Raw genomic sequence first — 18,827 nt, 5'->3', positions numbered from 1 at the left:
GCGTTCCGGGGAATCCCGTCCGGGAATCCAGGGTCAGTCCGCCAGTTCCCGCGCCGCTTGTTTCAGTGCCGCCTCTGTCTGGACCATGTCCGCTTCCGTAAGGGCGAGTGACGGATAGAGCTTGCCTGCGGATTTGAACAGGCCCGATGACCGCAGACTGGCATTGAAGCGGGCATTGGCCTTGGCGTCCGCCGCCTTCACGTCCCGATAGTCGCGGACATCCCGGTCGATGAAGACGATGTCGAACAGGGTGGAGTCGCCGACCAGGCGATGGTCGATGCCGCCCGTATCAAGCGCCGATGCGGCATATGACATGATCCGTTCGCCGAGGCTGCGGAGCCTGTCATACTGTCCCGGACGGCGCAGGATCTCCATGGTTTTCAGGCCGGCAACGGCGGCGACCGGGTTGCCGGACAGAGTGCCCAATTGCATCAGCCATTTGTCGGCGCCGACCGACTCCTTGTCGAAATGCGCCATGACGTCCCGGCGTCCCGCCACGGCGGCAAGGGGGAAGCCGCCGCCGATGATCTTGCCCAAGGTGCACAGATCCGGCGTGACGCCATAGAATTCCTGCGCCCCGCCATACGCCAGCCGAAATCCGGTGACGATCTCGTCGAAGATCAGGACGATCCCTGACTCATCGCACAGATCTCGCAATGCCTGCAGGAAGCCGGGCAGGGGCGGCACGATCCGTTGCAGCGGTTCGACGATGATCGCGGCGATCTCGTCGCCTTTCTCCGCCACCAGGGACCGGACGAAGTCGATATCGTTGAATGGGGCGATCAGCATCTCGGCGCGGACGCCTTCGGGGATGCCGGCGCTGTCCGGCACGGCCTGCGGGAAGTTTACCAGTCGCTCCGGGGCCAGGCTCATCTGCGCTTCCGCCGACATGCCGTGATAACCGCCTTCGAATTTCAGGATCTTGTCGCGTCCGGTAAAGGCGCGGGCCAGGCGGATGGCGTACATATCCGCCTCACCGCCGGAGGAGACGTAACGAACCTGTTCGGCACAGGCAGCGGCATCGCAGATCGCCTCGGCCAGTTCGATGCCCGCCGCATTGTTGGCAAAGAAGGTCATGCCTCTGGGCAATTGCTCCAGCACCGCCTCCATGACCTCGGGATGACCGTGCCCCAACAGCATCGGGCCCGACCCGATCAGATAGTCGATATACTCCTTGCCATCCTCGTCCCAGACCCGGCTGCCGCGTCCTTCCCGGATCACGATGTCCGGCGGGAAATTGCCGAAGGTTCCGCCCGGCAGGACGGCGCGGGCGCGTTCGATCCATTCGGCCTGGCTATGCAGCTTGTTCACGGCTCATCTTCCTTCACAATTCAAGAACAGGCGTTCCGAGGATGCCCGGATCCGGCTCGACTCCCAGACCGGGACCCTCCGGCGGGGCGATCCGGCCGTTCTTCCGAACCGGGGCGCCGGGACACAGACGCGGCGCGGCATAGTGGGACAGGTCGCAGACATTCATCACCAGTTCCGGTGGGCTGGCGGCGCCGAGATGCAGAACGGCGGCGGTCGTGATGTCGGATCCCCAGGTGTCCTCAATGCACATCTTGGCGCCGAGATGCATGCACAGATCGCGGGCTCGCCGGGCCGCGCTGACGCCGCCGAATTTCGACAGCTTGACCGCGACGGCTTCCAGGCAACCCAGTCGATAGGCGGTCAGCAGCGATGCGGAATCATGCGCTGCCTCGTCCAGTTTCAGCGGCAGGCCGGTCGCGTCGCGGACGGCGGCACATTCCTCGATCGTCTCACAGGGTTGTTCCAGCATGATATCCAGATCGGCGACGGCGCGACCGACCCGGATGGCATCCAGCCGGGTGCTGCCGCAGTTCCAGTCGCCGTAGACCAGCGGCCCGGGCCCGACGGTCTCCCGGACCCGGCGCAAGCGGGCGACATCGGCTTGCCAGTCGGCATCGACGCCCAGCTTGACCTGAAACTGTCGGATTCCCGTAGCGTGGGCATCCCGCGCGATCCGGGCCATGTCGTCGGGCGGCAGGCAACTGATCGAGTGATAGATCGGCATGTCCGGGACACGTCGACCGCCCAGCAGGGCATGAAGCGGCTGTCCGGCGGTTTTACCCATCAGATCCCAAAGGGCGATGTCGACAGCCGATTTGGCGTAGCGATGGCCCTTCAACTTCGCGTCCAACCTTGCCATGACCGCTTCCGGTCCGGTCAGTTCCGACCCGATCAGGACAGGGGCCAATTCGCACAATGCCGGGATAACGCCCCGTGCATAGGCCGGCAGGTAGCCGGGAATCGGACAGACTTCGCCCCAGCCCTCCAGCCCGTCATCCATGCGCAGCCGGATCACGACCGTTTCCACGGTCTCGCAACTCTTTCCCGACGCCATGTGATAGGCGACATGGCTGGTCAGCGGCACGATCCAGGCGGACAGCCCGGTTATTTTGATGCCGGACTTCATTCCGCAGCCGCTTCCAGCGCATCGGCCCGAGGCAGGAGGCTTTCCGGGTCATAGGCGGGCGCGGACAGGACCCTGGCCGCGCGGGGCTTGCCATGGATCACAACGGTCAGGTCGAGAGCGGGTTTTGCGGCTTCCGGCTTTACATAGGCAAAGGCCAGGATTTTCCCGATGGAATGGCCATAGGCGACGGATGCGGTGCTGCCGACGACTCGGTCACCCATCATGACCGCTTCGCCGCCGTGGCCGTCGACCTGGCTGTCGGGCTCTATTTCCAGATAAGCGCAAATCCAGGGCAGTGTTCCGGCGGCGCTTCTCTCTGTCGCCGCCTTGCCGACGAAATCCTTGTCCAGGCGCACGAAACGCATGACATCCGCCTCCGGCAGTGTGACCTCGTTGGTCAGTTCGCCGGCGCCCTTGAACCCCTTTTCCATGCGCATCGCATTCATGGCGAAGGAGCCGTAATCCGCGATGCCGTAGGATTCTCCCGCGGACCACAATGCGTCATAGACTGCTAGCGCCGCGTCGCGCGGGATATGCAACTCCCATCCCAACTCACCGGCGTAAGACAGGCGGAACGCCCAGAGTCTCTGCCCTGCGACCGGTATCTCGCGTGCCTGCAGCCAGGGGAAGTCGGCGTTGCTGAGTGGCGCGTCGGTGCAGCGCGCCAGGACATCGCGGGCTTTCGGGCCATTCAGGGCCAGCGCATTCCAGTCCGCTGACAGGTTCCGGACGGTCAGGTCGGCCTCCCCGGCATGGCGGGCCAGATGGTCCAGCAGGCGCTGCTCGAAGAAGGCGGCGCAGACCAGGTAGAAGCGATCCTCCTCCATTCGGACAATGGTCGCTTCAAGTTCGATCCGACCCGCCTCGTTCAGAAAATGCGTCAGTGCGATGCCGCCGATCTTGCGCGGCAGCCGGTTGGCGATCAACCGGTCCAACTGGCCGGCCGCATCCGGTCCGGAGACTTCGATCTTGGTGAACGCGGAAATGTCCATGATGCCGACCCGCTCGCGGACGGCCTTCACTTCCGCCCCGACCATGTCGTGCACGACGGTTCGGCGGAAGGAGTAGTGATCGCGCTGTTCCACGCCCTCGGCCGCAAACCAGCGGGGGCGTTCATGGCCGTAGACTTCCTCGAACACCGCACCTTTCTGCTTCAGCCGGTCATAAAGGGCGGACGGTTTGATCGGCCGCCCTGCGAGCCGGTTGAAATGTGGAAACGGGATTTCGTGGCGCAGGCAGTAATCTTCCTTCGCCTTGATGACCTGCCATTCCTTGGTCGCGTAGTCGCCGAAGCGCCGCGGGTCGAATTCGCGCATGGAGATGTCCGCCGCGCCATGCACCATCCAGCGCGCCAGTTCCCGTGTCAGTCCGGGGCCCCAGCCGATACCGATCTGCGTGCCGCAGCAGCACCAGTAGTTCCGGACACCGGGCGCCGGGCCGATCAGCGGGTTGCCGTCGGGCGGGTGGCTGATGGCGCCGTGGACTTCCCGCTTGATGCCCAGTTCGGCAAAGATCGGCATGCGTTCCAGTGCATTTTCCAACCAGGGCATGACCCGGTCGTAGTCGGCGTCGAACAGCTCGTTTTCCGCCTCCCAGGGGCAATGATCCTCCCAGACGGTATTCGGGTTCTCTTTCTCATAGATTCCGATCAGGCCCGATTTCTGCTCCATCCGAATGTAGCCGGACACTTCGCGGTCATCGCGAATGACCGGCAGTTCGTGGTCGAGTTCCAGGAATTCCGGCACGGTGTCGGTGACGAAGTAATGATGGGTCATGGAGGTCATGGGCAATTGCAGCCCGGACCATTCGCCCATCTGGCGGGCATAGGTCCCACCCGCATTCACGACATGCTCACAGCGAATCGTGCCCTGCTCGGTGTCGACCTGCCACTCGCCGCTGGGAAGTTGCGTGATGTTCGTCGCGCGGCAGCGGCGGATGATCTTTACGCCCAGTTGCCGTGCACCGGTCGCCATCGCCTGAGTCACACCGGACGGGTCGACATGGCCGTCATCGGGCGTGTGGAGGGCGCCCAATACACCGTCGAGATTATAGAAGGGATGATGCCGGCGGATATGGTCCTTTCCGACCAGCTCAATGTTGAAGCCCAGGGCCCGCCCGACGGACAGCGTGTGGCGGAGCCAATCCATCTCGTCCTCGGTATAGGCCAGCCGGAACGAGCCGCAGCCGTGCCAGGTGACCGACTGACCGGTCTCTTCCTCCAGCTTTCCGGCATAGAGCCCGACATTGTAGTCGACGCATTTGCCGAGACCGAAGCTGGATGTCGAATAGGTGATCTGGCCCGCTGCGTGCCAGGTCGATCCGCTGGTCAGCTCCGCCTTTTCCAGCAGGACGACATCGGTCCAGCCCTCATGGGCCAGGTGATAGGCCAGGCCGCAGCCCATGACGCCGCCGCCGACGATCACCACGCGCGCCGTCTCCGGCAGCTTCTTGTCCGACATGGGGATGGCTCCTCAAATCCCGTTCGCGATTTCTGTGGACACGATAAGCAAACATTTTTACCATCGTCAATCATGACTGATACAAATGTACCATATTCCGATCTAAGGGACCCCGCCGCGGTGCTGGAAGCGCTCGCCAAGGGGCTCGACACCCTGTCGCCGGAGGCGCGCAAGGCTGCGACCTATGTCATCGAGAATCCAAACGATGTCGGAGTCAGCTCGATCCGGGAAATTGCCCAGGCGGCCGATGTGAAGCCGAACACCTTCGTCCGTTTGGCCCGGTCCTTCGGATTCGAAGGTTATGACGAGTTCCGCGAGCCGTTCCGGGAGGAGATCCGGCGCGGCAATGCCAGTTTCCCGGACCGGGCGCGCTGGCTGCAAGCGTTGAGCGCCAATGGGCAGCTCGGCGCGCTGTTCTCCGATATGGCGGAAAGTGCCCTGCGGAACATTGAGGAGACCTTTGCCGCGACCAGCGAGGCGGAGATCAAGGCGGCGGCGGATGCCATCGTTGCGGCGCGCCGGACCTATGTGCTGGGTGTCGGGGTGAACCATTCGAACGCCCGAAACTTCGCCTATCTGGCCGATATGGCCGTCGGCAAGATCGAGGCGATTCCCCGCCCAGGAAATGTCGCGGTCGACGATCTCGCCGGGGCCGGAAAGGGCGACGTACTGATCGCCATGACCTGCAAGCCCTATCGCCAGGAAATCGTCGAGGCCGTTACGATTGCGCGGGAACAGGGCGTCACCATTGTCGGACTGTCCGACAGCGCCGCGTCGCCGATCATCATCGGGTCCGAGCACGGGTTCGTCGTGTCCGCCGACACGCCGCAATTCTTCCCGTCCTCGGTTTCGATCATCGCACTTCTGGAAACCCTGATGGCCTTCGTCATTGCCGATGCGAAACCGGAGGTCATCGAGCGGATTGATACCTTCCACGCCCGCCGACACCGGCTGGGCCTGTATGTTTCAGACGATGGAACCCGCAAATGAACGACGCCGTCCCGCTGCGCAGCCTCGAAGCCCGATACTATACCGACCCGGAAATCTTTCGTCAGGAACGCGCCGGTCTGTTGTCCCGCACCTGGCAGTTCGCCGGCCATGTGTCTGAAGTTGCCCGGACCGGCGACTACTTCACCTTCCGGATCGCCGGCGAGAACCTGTTCTGTATTCGGGGGCGGGACGGGGAGTTGCGGTGTTTCTACAACGTCTGTCAGCACCGTGCGCATCAACTGGTTCAGGGGCAGGGCACGACGCGCATGATCGTCTGTCCATATCACGCCTGGACCTATGATCTGACCGGTGGGCTGCGCGGTGGCAACAATATCAACAAGGTCGCCGGATTCGACAAATCGGCGATCTGTCTGACTGAGGTGCGGCTGGAAATCTTCAACGGGTTCGTTTTCGTCAATCTTGATCCCGATGCGGAGCCGATGGATGTCTGGTATCCCGGTGTCCGCGAGGAGTTACGGGAATATGTTCCCCAGATCGACGACCTTCAGCCGGTCAACTGGGTCGATGTTCCGGAGAACTGCAATTGGAAGGTCTCGGTCGAGAACTATTCCGAATGCTATCACTGCAGCCTGAACCACCCGACCTTTTCGACCGGCGTGGTCAAGCCGGAGACCTATGACATTCAGCGCAGGCCGGGATACGTCCTGCGCCATACGACAGAGTGTTCCGGTCTAGAATCCATGAGCTATCCGATCGACCTGAGCGCCAACGATCATGCCGGCGAGTACCGGTCCTGGTTCCTGTGGCCACTATTCTCGTTTCAGGTCTATCCGGGCAATGTGCTGAACACCTATCACTGGCGGACCGACAGTCATGACCAGGTCACGGTCTGGCGCGGCTGGTTCACCGAGGGTGGGTATGATTCGGAGGTCGTCGAACGTCTCGCCCAGCAGGATCGTGCCACGACGGTGGAAGAGGACATCCGACTGGTGGAATCCGTACAGCAGGGGCTGCAAAGCCGCGGCTATCGGCCGGGGCCGCTGGTCATCACGCCGGAAGGCGGAGTGAATTCGGAACATTCCATCGGCGTCCTGCAGGGCTGGATGCGCGAGGCTGTGTCTCAGATCTGAGCGGGAGGCGGCCTTGTCAGGTCAGCGCGACGCAAGCTTGTCCATCAGGCTTTCCTTGGCGCCCCTGACATGGGCGCGGGTCAGTTCCGCCGCGCGGTCCGCGTCGCCGCGCTGACAGGCTTCCAGGATGGCGAGATGTTCGCGGTTGGCCCGTTCCATGCCGTCGCTGAGCATGAGCTGTGCACGAAGGTACCGGTCGATCCGGTCCAGGCTGTTGTCGACCACGCTCAGGTGATAGGGCAGGGCGCAATCCTGATACAAGGCGCGATGGAAGGCCCGGTTCAGATCTCCCCAGTCCATCGGATCGTCGGATTTGTAGAAGCTCTCGCAGCATTCGCGGGCATAGGCCAGGGATTCGGGACGCATCTGAGGCACGGCCGTGCGGATCACCTCGCCTTCGACCAGGGCGCGGAAGTCGAAGATCTCGCTCGCCTCATCCGCCGATAGCTGGGCGACGACAGCACCCTTGTAGCGCTGGGTCCGAACCAGTCCCAACTGTTCCAGGCGGGTGATCGCTTCGCGAACCGGGATGCGGCTGGTGTTGAACAGGCGTGCAACCTCATCCTGACGCAACGGCTCGCCGTCCTTCAGATCGCCTTCGATGATCGCCTTTCGCAGGGCTTCGAACACGATGGTCGACGCCGATGCGGTCTGTGCGATGTCGACTGTACCCAGTTTCAGCACGCTGTCCTCCAATTGCCGGAAATCCAGACTCGCAAATTCGCGTCGCCCCTTCCAGATTTTTATATTGCATATTGGATCCAATATACGTTATCCATTTTGCCGTTCGAGGGGGAACCTCGCGTAAAGACCTAAATCAGGGAGGAAATCGATGAAGTTCGGGAAACTGGCGCTGGCGGGCGCCTTGATGTTGGGTGTCGCGCTGCCGGCGCAGGCCGACAAGCTGGATGACGTGATCAATGCGGGAACGCTGCGCTGCGGCGTGGTGCTGGACTTCCCGCCGATCGGCTATCGCGACGGGAACAATGAACCGGCCGGGTTCGACGTGGAGTATTGCCGCGATCTGGCGAAAGCCCTGGATGTCGATGCCGAGATCCTGCCGGTTACCTGGGCGGAACGCCTCCCGGTGATCGTTACCAATCGTGCCGATGTCGTATTCGGCGCCACCTCGGATTCGCTGGAGCGGGCCAAGACGGTCGGATTCACCATTCCGTACGCGATCTATTACGCGCAGGCGGTGGTCGGGGCTGATAGCGGTGTCGAGAGCTTCGAGGACCTGAAGGGGAAGAAGGTCGCTGCCGCCGTCGGAACCGTGCCGGAACAGGAATTCCTGAAATACGCCCGGGAATGGGGCACGGAAGACCTGTATCAGGGCTATCAGTCCGAAAACGAGGTCTTCCTGGCGGTTGCTCAGGGCAAGGCCGATGTCGGTATCACCACCAACACTGCCGTTCGGCCGGTAACGGAACAGTACGACAATGTCATTGCCGGGCCGCGCATGCCGTGGACCACGGACTACACGTCGGTCGTCGGTCCGCGCAAGGACGTGTCCTGGATCAACTACCTCAACCTCTTCGTTACCCACCAGGTGCGGTCGGGCCGTTATGCGGAACTCTGGGGGCAGTATGTCGGCGGTGATGCGCCGGAACTTCGCATTCCCGGCGTGATGTACTGACGCCATGTCCGGTCGGCGCATCCCGCAGGGATGGCGCCGGCCGCGACCGGCCTAGGAATTTCCCATGGATTATACATTTCACTGGCGACCGGTCTTTCGGGACCTGTCGCAACTGCTCAGTGCGGGCTTGCTGACACTGGAGGTCGCGGTTCTGTCGATGCTGTTGGGCATTGCCTTCGGCCTGACTTTGGCACTGCTGCGGACATACACCCACGGGCTGCCTTGCCGGGTTGCAGGCGTCTGGATCGAGCTGGCCCGCAACACGCCAGCCCTGTTCCAGCTGTTCTTCTTCGGCTTCGGGCTCGGGGCGTTCGGGCTGCACCTCAGCCCCTACATGATCGTGCTGTCGGCGCTCAGCTTTAACAATGCCGGCTATCTGGCGGAGAATTTCCGCGGTGGCATCCAGGCAATCCCGACGACCCAACTTCGCGCGGCCCGCAGTCTCGGCATGACGGCGATCCAGACCTATACCCGCATCGTCATCCCTCAGGTCCTGCGCATCGTCTATCACCCGATGACCAACCAGATGGTCTGGGCCGTCCTGATGTCGTCGCTCGGCATGCTGGTCGGGTTCCGGGAACTGACGGGGGAAACCCAGTTCTCCGCCTCCAGGACCTTCCGGATCTTCGAATATTTCGCGATTACGGCGGTGATCTATTACGCGATCGTGAAGCTCATTCTCGGCTCGGCGCGGCTGCTCTCCCATCGCCTGTTTCGGTACTGAAGGGGGGACAGAACATGGAACCGACAATCAGTTTCTTTTCCGGCTTCAAGCCCCAGGACCTTCTGTTCCTGGCGGAGGCGGCGGGCCGGACCCTGTTGATTTCTTCGGTCGCAATCGGCTTCGGGACGGTGCTGGGCACAGGCTTGGGCTGGATGCTGAGCGCGGGCCGGCTGTGGGGGGCGCTGGTGCTGGCCCCGGTGCTGGATGTATTCCGGTCCGTGCCGCTGATCATTCAACTGGTGCTGTTCTACAATTTCGCCCCCATCGTCGGCCTTGCGCTCGATCCGTTTCTGTCCGGTGCCATCGTGTTGACCGTCTACACCGCGGCGCTGGTGGCCAATGTGGCGCGCGGCGGGATCGAAGCGGTCGGTCAGCCGATGCGGCGGGCGGCGCGCAGTCTGGGCATGAGCTACTGGCAGGATATGCGCCACGTTGTCTGGCCCATCGGCCTTCGTGCCGTGCTGCCCGCCTGGGTCGGCGTCGCCCTCAGCGTCATGAAGGACAGCGCCCTGGTTTCAGTGCTGGGCTATGTCGAACTGCTGAAGGCCTCGCAGATCCTGATCACCCGTACTCAGGAACCGTTCCTGATCCTCACCCTGGCGGGCGCGTTCTACTTCGCCCTGTCCTATCCCGTATCGCGCTATGCCGCGCGGCTTGAAGAGAGGTGGAGCCAATGATTCAGATCGAAGGCCTGCGCAAGAGTTTCGGTCCGCTGGAGGTTCTGAAGGGCATCGACCTGACCGTGACCAGGGGGGAAGTGCTGAGCGTCATCGGCGCGTCCGGCTCCGGCAAGTCGACCCTGCTGTACTGCATCAACGGACTGGAGGCGATCCAGGACGGGCGGATCACCGTGGACGGCGTGGATGTGCACGCCAAAGGGACCGACCTCAACACCCTGCGCCAGAATCTGGGGATGGTCTTTCAGCAATGGAACAGCTTCCCGCACCTGACTGTACTTGAGAACGTGGCCCTGGCCCCCCGGATCGTTCGCAAGCTGACGCGGGCCGATGCCGTGACGGTGGCGGAGCGTCAGCTTGAACATGTCGGATTGATCGATAAACGCGACGTCTATCCCAACGCGCTTTCCGGCGGGCAGCAGCAGCGCCTGGCCATCGCCCGGGCGTTGGCGATGGAACCCGGATACATGCTGTTCGACGAGGCGACGTCGGCGCTGGATCCGGAACTGGTGGGCGAGGTACTGGACACCATGCGCCTGCTGGCCCGCGAGGGCATGACGATGATCTGCGTGACCCATGAAATGGGCTTCGCGCGCGATGTGTCGGACCGGGTCGCCTATTTCCACGACGGCGTGATGGAGGAAATCGGTCCGCCGTCGCAGATCTTCGGCGACCCCCAATCCGACAAGACCCGGCGGTTCCTCGCCAAGGTCCGCTAACCCCCCACCATTCATAGATAAGGAATCTGACCATGTGGAAGGGAATCATCCCGGCCGTCACGACGAAGTTCACCGCCGACGGTGCCCTGGATCATGCCGAAATGGAACGCTGCTTCAGCTACCAGATGGAGGCCGGCTGTCACGGACTGATCGCCTGCGGCACCCTGGGCGAAGGCAATATGCTGAGCCATGAGGAGCGGATCGAGGTTCTGAAACTCTGCAAGCAGGCGACCGGGGCCAAGCCGGCCCTGATGACTGTTTCGGAACCCGGCACTCGGGAGGCCTGCATCCTGGCGGAAAAGGCGGCCAGGGCCGGTGCCGACGGACTGATGGTCGTGCCGTCCCCGATCTATCACACGGACCGGGACGAGACGGTCGCGAACCTGCGCGCCATCGCGCGGGCGGGCGGCCTGCCGGTCATGATCTATTCGAATCGGGTCGGCTACCGTGTCGATGTGACGCCGGAAATAATGGCCGAACTGGCCGACGAACCGCTGATGGTGGCGGTCAAGGAAAGCTCCGACGACATCCGCCGGACGACGGAGATCATCAATCTTCTGGGCGACCGTTATTCCGTGCTGACCGGGGTCGACAATCTGGGGCTTGAGGCGCTGCTGATGGGCGCCGTCGGCTGGGTCGCGGGGCTGGTCGTGGCCTTCCCCCGTGAAAACGTGAAGATTTACGACCTGGTTCAGGCCGGCCGCATTGATGAGGCACGGGAAATCTACCGCTGGTTCCGGCCACTGCTCGACCTCGATGTCTCCACCTATCTGGTGCAGCAGATCAAGCTGGCGGAGGCCATCGAACTGGGCTCGACCGAGCATGTCAGGATGCCGCGACAGCCGCTCAGGGGCGCTCACCGGCAACGGGTCGAAAAGATCGTGCGAGATGCCATCGCCACCCGTCCCGATCTCTCGAAATACTGACCGGGGGGCGTCAGATGGACTATCGCAGTTTCATCGCGGGTGAATGGGTGGCGTCAGGTGGCGGTATTCCCAATGTGAACCCGTCCGACATTTCCGACATCCTGGGCCATGCCGCGCAGGCGGAGACCGGGGATATGGACCGGGCGATTGACGCAGCCCGTGACGCGGCGTCGGTCTGGGCCGCCAGCACGCCGCAGCAGCGGTTCGATGTGCTGGATTTCGTCGGGTCGGAAATTCTGGCCCGAAAGGAGGAACTTGGCCGGTTGCTCTCCCGGGAGGAAGGCAAGACCCTGGCCGAAGGGATCGGCGAGGCGGCTCGCGCCGGACAGATATTCAAGTTCTTCGCCGGCGAGGCCCTGCGCCAGTCAGGGGACATCCTCGCCTCCGTCCGGCCCGGCGTCGGGGTGGAGGTCACCCGATGGCCGGTCGGTGTGGTTGGGCTGATCACGCCCTGGAACTTCCCGATCGCCATCCCGGCCTGGAAGACCGCGCCGGCACTGGCCTTCGGCAATGCTGTCGTGCTGAAACCTGCGGAACTGGTGCCGGCTTCGGCCCATGCCCTGGCGGAGGTCCTGTCGCGCTCGGGCCTGCCGGATGGGGTTTTCAACCTGGTGATCGGCAAAGGTTCGGTCGTCGGAAGGCGGATGATCGACAGCGCAAAGGTCGATGCAATCTCGTTCACCGGCTCCGTCGCGACAGGCCGGTCCATTGCCGCCGATTGCGGCGTCACGATGAAGAAACTGCAGCTCGAGATGGGCGGCAAGAATCCGATGGTTGTCCTGGATGACGCGGATCTGGATATCGCCGTTGCCGCCAGTCTGAACGGCGCCTTCTTCTCCACCGGGCAGCGTTGCACGGCGTCGTCGCGCCTGATCGTGACCGAGGGCATTTACGACCGGTTCGTCGCGGCCCTGTCGGACCGGATGGCAGCTCTGAAGGTCGGACACGCGCTTGAGGCGGAAACCCAGATCGGTCCGGTCGTGGATGATCGCCAGATGGAACAGAACCTGCGCTATCTGGAAATCGCGGCGGACGACGGCGGTACCGTAGCGGGCGGAAAGAGGCGGACCCTGAAGCATGACGGCTTCTATATGGCGCCAGCCCTGGTGACCGATACGACGAATGACATGCGGATCAATCGGGAGGAGGTCTTTGGCCCGGTCGCCAGCGTCATCCGGGTTCGGGACTATGACGAAGCCCTTGCCGTCGCAAACGATACCGAATTCGGTCTGTCCGCCGGCATCTGCACGGCATCGCTGAAGCATGCCGCCCATTTCAAGGCGGCGTCTCAAGCCGGCATGGTCATGGTGAACCTGCCGACGGCGGGGGTTGATTATCACGTACCGTTCGGCGGCACGAAGGGGTCCAGTTTCGGTCCACGCGAACAGGGGCGTTACGCAGCGGAGTTCTTCACCCGTGTGAAGACTTCCTACACCCAGCCATAGCCGCGAAAAGGATGAACCTGCGTGTCTGATGAAAGCGAAGTGCCGCCGGACGTCATCGTGATCGGGGCGGGGGTCGTGGGCCTTTCCGTGGCGTTGGCGCTGCAGGGGCGGGGGCTGTCGGTTCGGGTGCTGGATCGAAAGGGCGTCGCGGCGGAGGCGTCCCGGGGCAATGCCGGGGCCTTCGCCTTCAGCGATGTGCTGCCGCTGGCATCCCCGGGAATTCTGCGCAAGGCGCCGAAATGGCTGTTGGATCCGGACGGGCCCCTCAGCATTCCATTAGGCTACCTGCCCGCCATCCTGCCCTGGCTGTTGCGGTTCTGGCGGGCAAGTTGGCGCGACCGCGTTGCGGCCAGCACGCTGGCACAGGCGTCCCTGAACCGACACAGCATGGACAGCCTCGACCGCCTGATCCGGGATATCAGAGGGGAGACGCTGTTGCGGCGCGAAGGGCAACTGGCGCTCTATGGATCGCGGCAGTCGTATCAGGCTGCCCTGCCGGGCTGGGCCTATCGGCGGGACTTCGGCATCGCCTTCGACCACCTCGAGGGCGCGGACGCGATCGCTGCGGTTCAGCCGGGCCTGTCGTCAGCGTTCCGGTATGCGACCTATACGCCGGACTGGCTCAACGTCACCGATCCCTTCGTCTATACCACGCACCTGGCCGAAACCTTCCGCGCGCGCGGCGGCAGGGTCGAGACTGCCGACGTCTGTGGAATCCTGCCGTCGGAGACCCGCGCGGCCATACGCACCGACAGTGGGATGCTGTCGGCGGAGCATGTCGTCCTTTGCGCCGGGGCCTGGTCACACAGACTGGCACGCAGTCTCGGCGACAGAATTCCCCTGGAGACCGAGCGGGGATACAACACGACCCTGCCTGCGGGAGCCTTTGATCTGCGCACCCATCTGACCTTCGGGGATCATGGTTTCGTCGTCTCCCGGATCGGCGATGGCGTACGGGTCGGCGGGGCTGCGGAACTGGGGGGGCTGTCCAGGCCCCCGCGCATGCAGCGCGCCGCGGCGATGCTGGCCAGGGCCAAAAGGTTCCTTCCCGATCTCGTCACCGATGGCGGGGTACAATGGATGGGGTTTCGTCCGTCCCTGCCGGACAGTCTTCCCGTCATCGGATGCGCACCGGCCAGTTCCCGGGTCTTCTATGCCTTCGGCCACGGCCATCTGGGCCTGACACAATCGGCCGGCACGGCGGAACTGATTGCCGATCTGGTCACCGGCCGTGCGCCGGCCATCAACCTCCATCCTTTTCGTCCCACCCGTTTCTGAACAGGGCAGCCATGGCGCAACATACCTATTTCTGTATCGACGGACATACCTGCGGCAACCCGGTCCGGCTCGTTTCGGGCGCAGTTCCCGCGCTGGAAGGTCGAAGCATGCTCGACCGGCGGGCGCATTTCCTGGCGGAGTATGACTGGATCCGCACGGGCCTGATGTTCGAACCGCGCGGTCACGACCAGATGTCGGGCGCGATCCTGTACCCCCCGACCCGGGACGATTGCGATATCGCGGTGCTCTACATCGAAACATCGGGGTGCCTGCCAATGTGCGGTCACGGCACGATCGGGGTCGTCACCCTGGGGATCGAGAACGGTCTGATCCACCCGCGAGAGCCTGGAAAGGTTCGTCTGGATACCCCGGCCGGGGTGGTGACGGTGACCTATGAGCAGCACGGCCGCTTTGTCGAGAAGGTCCGCCTGACCAATGTGCCTGCATTCGTTGCGGCGAAGGGCGTGACGGCTGATGTCCCTGGTATCGGGGCGCTGACCGTCGATGTCTGCTATGGCGGGAACTTCTACGCTATCGTAACGCCGCAGCCGGGATACCGGGACATGGCGGATTTCACCGCCGGCGAGCTGGTGGGGATGAGCCGTCATCTCAGGGCATCCTTGAACGCGACGGCCGAGATCGCGCACCCGTCCCATCCAGAGATCAAGGGCATCAGCCATGTTCTCTGGACCGGAGTGCCGACGGTCGGCGGCGACGGCCGCAATGCGGTCTTCTACGGCGACAAGGCGATCGATCGGTCGCCCTGCGGCACCGGGACATCCGCCAGGATGGCCCATCTCGTCGCGCAGGGAGTTCTGAAACCGGGTGGTACATTCGTGCATGAGAGCATCATCGGTTCGACCTTCGAAGGCCGTGTCGAGGCGGTGACCGAGGTCGCGGGCATCCCCGCAATCGTGCCCTCCGTTGCCGGCTGGGCGCGCACCACGGGGTACAATACGATCCTGATCGACGACCGCGATCCCTTCGCGCATGGTTTCGTCGTGATTTGAAGGCGCCTGCCGTGGGGAGACGCGACGGGCGCATTGCCCTTAGAATCGGCCCATCGGCCCACCTACCGTCCTGATACGGAGAGACAATGCGCAGTGCCAAGACAATTCATGTGATTTCCTGCCACGCCGAAGGGGAGGTCGGGGATGTGATCGTCGGCGGTGTGGCCCCCCCGCCCGGCGATACCGTTTGGGACCAGAGCCGGTTCATCGCGCGTGACGGGACATTGCGGAACTTTGTCCTGAACGAGCCGCGCGGTGGGGTGTTTCGTCACGTGAACCTGCTGGTGCCGCCCAAGCATCCGGACGCCCGAATGGGGTTCATCATCATGGAGCCGGAAGACACACCGCCCATGTCGGGGTCCAATTCGATCTGTGTTGCCACCGTGCTGCTGGATGGTGGCATCGTGCCAATGACGGAACCGGAAACCCATCTGGTATTGGAAGCGCCGGGCGGGTTGATCCGGGTGCGCGCCGAATGCCGTGACGGAAAGGCACAGCGCATCCATGTGCGCAACCTGCCGTCTTTCGCCTGTAAGCTGGATGCGCCCCTGGAGGTCGAGGGGGTGGGCTCACTCACGGTCGACACCGCCTTTGGCGGGGACAGTTTCGTCGTCGTGGATGCCGCAGCACTGGGATTCGAGATCGTTGAAGGCGAAGCGGCGGAAATTGCCCGGACGGGGTCGCGGATCATCGCGGCGGCGAATGCGCAGCTTGGTTTCGACCATCCCGACAATCCGGACTGGCGGCACATTTCCTTCTGCCTCTTCGCGGGACCGCTACAGGAGGCCGCGGAAGGGTTCGAGGCAGGCTCCGCCGTCGCCATTCAACCCGGCAAGGTCGACCGTTCCCCGACCGGGACCGCGGTTTCGGCCAGAATGGCACTGCTGGCGGCGCGCGGGCTGATGGACGAAAGCCAGCGCTTTACAGCCCGTTCCATCATCGGCTCCCGGTTCACGGGTCGGATCGCGGATCGCACGACTGTCGGCGGGCGCCCTGCGATCCTGCCGGAAATCAGCGGTCGCGCCTGGATCACCGGGACGCATCAGCACATGCTGGACCCGGACGATCCGTGGCCCGAAGGGTACCGGGTCAACGACACCTGGCCGGATCGTGGCGTTTAGGAAACGGGGCTGGCGCCCGATGCCGGGACGTCCCGTTTCTCCTTAGTCAGTGCCGCGTTAACACAATCTAAGGGATAGGATACTATACGGGTCCGTTGCGGACTTTTGATTGTGTGATCTGGGGATAGAGCGGTTGGGCGACCTTACCGACATTGTGATACGTAGCTATATTCCGTTCCTTGCGAATATCGGGGTGCTCGCCCTTCTGGCTTGGATCGTTTCGATCTATGGGCATGAGCTGGTTCGGAATACCCGGAACCCGCGGCCCCGTTTTGCGCTGCTGATCGGCGGGACGTTCGGGGGCGCCGCGGCGCTTCTGATGAATGTTCCCATCGAGGTTGAGCCGGGGATTTTCGGTGACGGCCGCGCTGTGCCGATTTTATTGTCCGGCATATTGGGCGGGCCCCTTGCCGCGCTGGCCGCCGGCGGAATCGGTGTCGGTATGCGCATCTTTCTGGGCGGGGGCGGGATGCTCTCCGGTGTCATCTATATCGCACTGTTCGCGGCTGCCAGCATTCTAACCTTCTGGGTTTTCAACCGGCGGCTGGGCAGGTTGCCGTCCCTTCCGCATGTGCTGCTGATCGCGGCCATCACGACGGGCGTGTCGAGCAGCGCGGTCCTGACCTTCAGCCCTGAGGCGCGGTTGGCGATCCTGACCGAACTCTGGCCGTTGCTTCTGATTGCCAATCTGATCGGGATTGCCCTGCTGGGCGGCATGCTGGGGCGTGAATACGCTCGACGCTTGGCAGAGGTGCAAACGCGGCGCGAGCGGGAGAGAGCGGACAGGGCCGCCCAGGCCAAGGCGAAGTTTCTCGCCGCCATGAGCCATGAAATCCGCACGCCGCTGAACGCCATTCTGGGCGTCCATCAGATTCTGTCGCGCGGCAACCTGTCGGATGATGCCAAGGAGAAGATCAAGACGGCTCAGAATTCCGGCCAGTTTCTCCTCGCGCTCATCAACCAGATTCTGGATTTCGCCAAGATCGATGCCGGGTCTCTACCGGTCAAACCGGCGCCGTTTTCCGTCGCGGAGATGATGAATGCACAACAGTCCATCTTTCATTATCAGGCGAATGCCAAGGGGATCGATCTGACGGTGTCCTGTGATGATGCGGATGGCAGCGTCGTCGTCGCCGACCGCAATCTGGTCCAGCAGATCCTGTTCAATCTCATCGGTAATGCGGTCAAGTTTACCACGCGGGGCAGTGTCCAGGTGCGGGCGCGTGTCACGGAGGTCGAGCCAGGAACCAGCTCCGTCAGCATCTCCGTCGTGGATACGGGGCCGGGCATTCCGAAGGACGACCAGGCGCGGATATTTGAGGAGTTCGAGCAGACAGAAACCGGGGTGCAGCGGGGCGGCACAGGACTCGGCCTCGCCATTTGCAAGCGCATCGCCGATACGATTGGCGCGCAACTATCCGTGCAGAGCGAACCCGGGAAGGGGTCAACCTTCACATTGTCCATGAAGGCACCACGCGGCGCGTTGAAGGACTGCAGCCCCGCGCCCGACGAGCCGTCTTCCGTGAAGCCCGTGACCGTCCTGGTGGTCGAGGACAACCTGATCAATCAGGAGATCGCGAAGACCATGCTGGAACAGGATGGTCACACCGTTCTGATTGCCTCGGACGGGCAGGAGGCCCTGAACCGACTGTCGGGAGACGAAGGACTGCCGGATATCGTGTTCATGGATATCCAGATGCCGGTCATGGATGGCGCCGAGGCGACCGAGGCCATTCGTCGAAGTCACGATCCGGAAACGCTGCCGATCGTGGCGCTGTCAGCCAATGCCTTTGCCGAACAACAGGCCGAATACATAGAAGTCGGCATGAATGCTGCGATTTCCAAGCCGGTTCAGTTGGCAGAGCTTCGCGCGGTCATACAGCGGTTCTGCCGGACCCGGCCTGCCGGCAAGGAGTTGCCGGGGGCGGTGGTCAACGAAGAAGAGGACCCGACGGTCCCCGTCATTGATACAGCGGTTCTGGACCCGCTGATTTCCATCATGGATTCGCAGAAGCTCACCGAACTGACCGACAGTCTGAAATCCCGATCCGCGGCGCAGATCGCCAGATTGCGGAATGTTGAGAACGATCCGGAACTGGTTGGCGTCATCAGCCATGACCTGAAGGGAATGTATTCGAATTTCGGACTTGTCCGGGCCGCCCGTGCCGCAGAACGGATCAAGGATTCGCCGCCCCACGGGAATGTCGAGGCCGTTGCCGACGAACTGGCGCGTGAGGTCGAGCGATCGATATCCGAGCTCGACGAATTGTTGGTCGCCCGAAAGGGGTAGCCTTGCAGACGATCCCGGACGCGG

16 protein-coding genes are annotated in these 18,827 nt (G+C 63.1%); 12 read left to right on the top strand and 4 right to left on the bottom strand.

Annotated elements, in window-relative coordinates:
- Positions 1-33 precede the first annotated feature (33 nt).
- The 3 genes from R8L07_02205 to R8L07_02195 are packed head-to-tail and all read right to left on the bottom strand — an operon-like array spanning position 34 to position 4,896.
- Positions 34-1,311 (bottom strand): aminotransferase class III-fold pyridoxal phosphate-dependent enzyme, encoded by a 1,278-nt coding sequence (locus R8L07_02205; GenBank protein MDW3204329.1) that lies wholly within the window; start codon positions 1,309-1,311, stop codon positions 34-36.
- Positions 1,312-1,324: 13 nt separating this feature from the next.
- Complete coding sequence (locus R8L07_02200) at positions 1,325-2,437, bottom strand: mandelate racemase/muconate lactonizing enzyme family protein (protein MDW3204328.1); 1,113 nt, start codon at positions 2,435-2,437, stop codon at positions 1,325-1,327.
- Positions 2,434-4,896, bottom strand: a complete 2,463-nt coding sequence (locus tag R8L07_02195) for an FAD-dependent oxidoreductase (protein MDW3204327.1) — start codon at positions 4,894-4,896, stop codon at positions 2,434-2,436. The genes R8L07_02200 and R8L07_02195 overlap by 4 nt, the downstream gene beginning before the upstream one ends.
- Before the next feature lie 72 nt (positions 4,897-4,968).
- On the opposite strand from R8L07_02195, the gene R8L07_02190 reads away from it, so the two are divergent.
- Positions 4,969-5,886, top strand: coding sequence for a MurR/RpiR family transcriptional regulator (locus R8L07_02190; protein ID MDW3204326.1), 918 nt, complete (start codon positions 4,969-4,971; stop codon positions 5,884-5,886).
- Entirely contained in the window at positions 5,883-6,977 is a 1,095-nt protein-coding gene (locus tag R8L07_02185) for an aromatic ring-hydroxylating dioxygenase subunit alpha (protein ID MDW3204325.1), read from the top strand. The genes R8L07_02190 and R8L07_02185 overlap by 4 nt, the downstream gene beginning before the upstream one ends.
- A 21-nt stretch (positions 6,978-6,998) precedes the next feature.
- Here the strand turns inward: R8L07_02185 and R8L07_02180 are convergent, their stop codons facing one another.
- Positions 6,999-7,658 carry a GntR family transcriptional regulator gene (locus R8L07_02180; GenBank protein MDW3204324.1) on the bottom strand — a complete coding sequence of 220 codons (660 nt, stop codon included), beginning with the start codon at positions 7,656-7,658 and terminating at the stop codon, positions 6,999-7,001.
- Between the two features lie 151 nt (positions 7,659-7,809).
- Between R8L07_02180 and R8L07_02175 the strand changes: the two genes are divergently transcribed.
- From R8L07_02175 to R8L07_02130, 10 genes are all read left to right on the top strand, one after another.
- Positions 7,810-8,613, top strand: coding sequence for a transporter substrate-binding domain-containing protein (locus tag R8L07_02175; GenBank protein MDW3204323.1), 804 nt, complete (start codon positions 7,810-7,812; stop codon positions 8,611-8,613).
- Between the two features lie 64 nt (positions 8,614-8,677).
- A complete protein-coding gene (locus R8L07_02170) occupies positions 8,678-9,337 on the top strand; it encodes an amino acid ABC transporter permease (protein ID MDW3204322.1) in 660 nt (219 codons plus the stop codon).
- A 14-nt stretch (positions 9,338-9,351) separates the two neighbouring features.
- Entirely contained in the window at positions 9,352-10,014 is a 663-nt protein-coding gene (locus R8L07_02165) for an amino acid ABC transporter permease (protein MDW3204321.1), read from the top strand.
- Entirely contained in the window at positions 10,011-10,733 is a 723-nt protein-coding gene (locus R8L07_02160) for an amino acid ABC transporter ATP-binding protein (protein MDW3204320.1), read from the top strand. The genes R8L07_02165 and R8L07_02160 overlap by 4 nt, the downstream gene beginning before the upstream one ends.
- A gap of 32 nt (positions 10,734-10,765) precedes the next feature.
- Positions 10,766-11,659 (top strand): dihydrodipicolinate synthase family protein, encoded by an 894-nt coding sequence (locus R8L07_02155; protein MDW3204319.1) that lies wholly within the window; start codon positions 10,766-10,768, stop codon positions 11,657-11,659.
- 14 nt (positions 11,660-11,673) lie between these two features.
- The gene (locus R8L07_02150) at positions 11,674-13,104 is read left to right on the top strand and encodes an aldehyde dehydrogenase family protein (GenBank protein MDW3204318.1); all 1,431 of its coding nucleotides are present in this window, start codon (positions 11,674-11,676) and stop codon (positions 13,102-13,104) included.
- A 21-nt stretch (positions 13,105-13,125) separates the two neighbouring features.
- Positions 13,126-14,382, top strand: a complete 1,257-nt coding sequence (locus R8L07_02145; protein MDW3204317.1) for an FAD-dependent oxidoreductase — start codon at positions 13,126-13,128, stop codon at positions 14,380-14,382.
- 11 nt (positions 14,383-14,393) lie between these two features.
- Positions 14,394-15,392 (top strand): 4-hydroxyproline epimerase, encoded by a 999-nt coding sequence (locus R8L07_02140; GenBank protein MDW3204316.1) that lies wholly within the window; start codon positions 14,394-14,396, stop codon positions 15,390-15,392.
- Positions 15,393-15,478: 86 nt separating this feature from the next.
- The gene (locus R8L07_02135; GenBank protein ID MDW3204315.1) at positions 15,479-16,513 is read left to right on the top strand and encodes a proline racemase family protein; all 1,035 of its coding nucleotides are present in this window, start codon (positions 15,479-15,481) and stop codon (positions 16,511-16,513) included.
- A gap of 133 nt (positions 16,514-16,646) precedes the next feature.
- Positions 16,647-18,803 carry an ATP-binding protein gene (locus R8L07_02130; protein ID MDW3204314.1) on the top strand — a complete coding sequence of 719 codons (2,157 nt, stop codon included), beginning with the start codon at positions 16,647-16,649 and terminating at the stop codon, positions 18,801-18,803.
- Positions 18,804-18,827: the final 24 nt, after the last annotated feature.

Source organism: Alphaproteobacteria bacterium, assembly GCA_033344895.1.
In the GTDB taxonomy this organism is placed as follows: Bacteria; Pseudomonadota; Alphaproteobacteria; order UBA8366; family Aestuariispiraceae; genus Pacificispira.
Note: the sequence above shows the minus strand (reverse complement) of the source record. Positions and strands in the feature narration are given on the sequence as shown.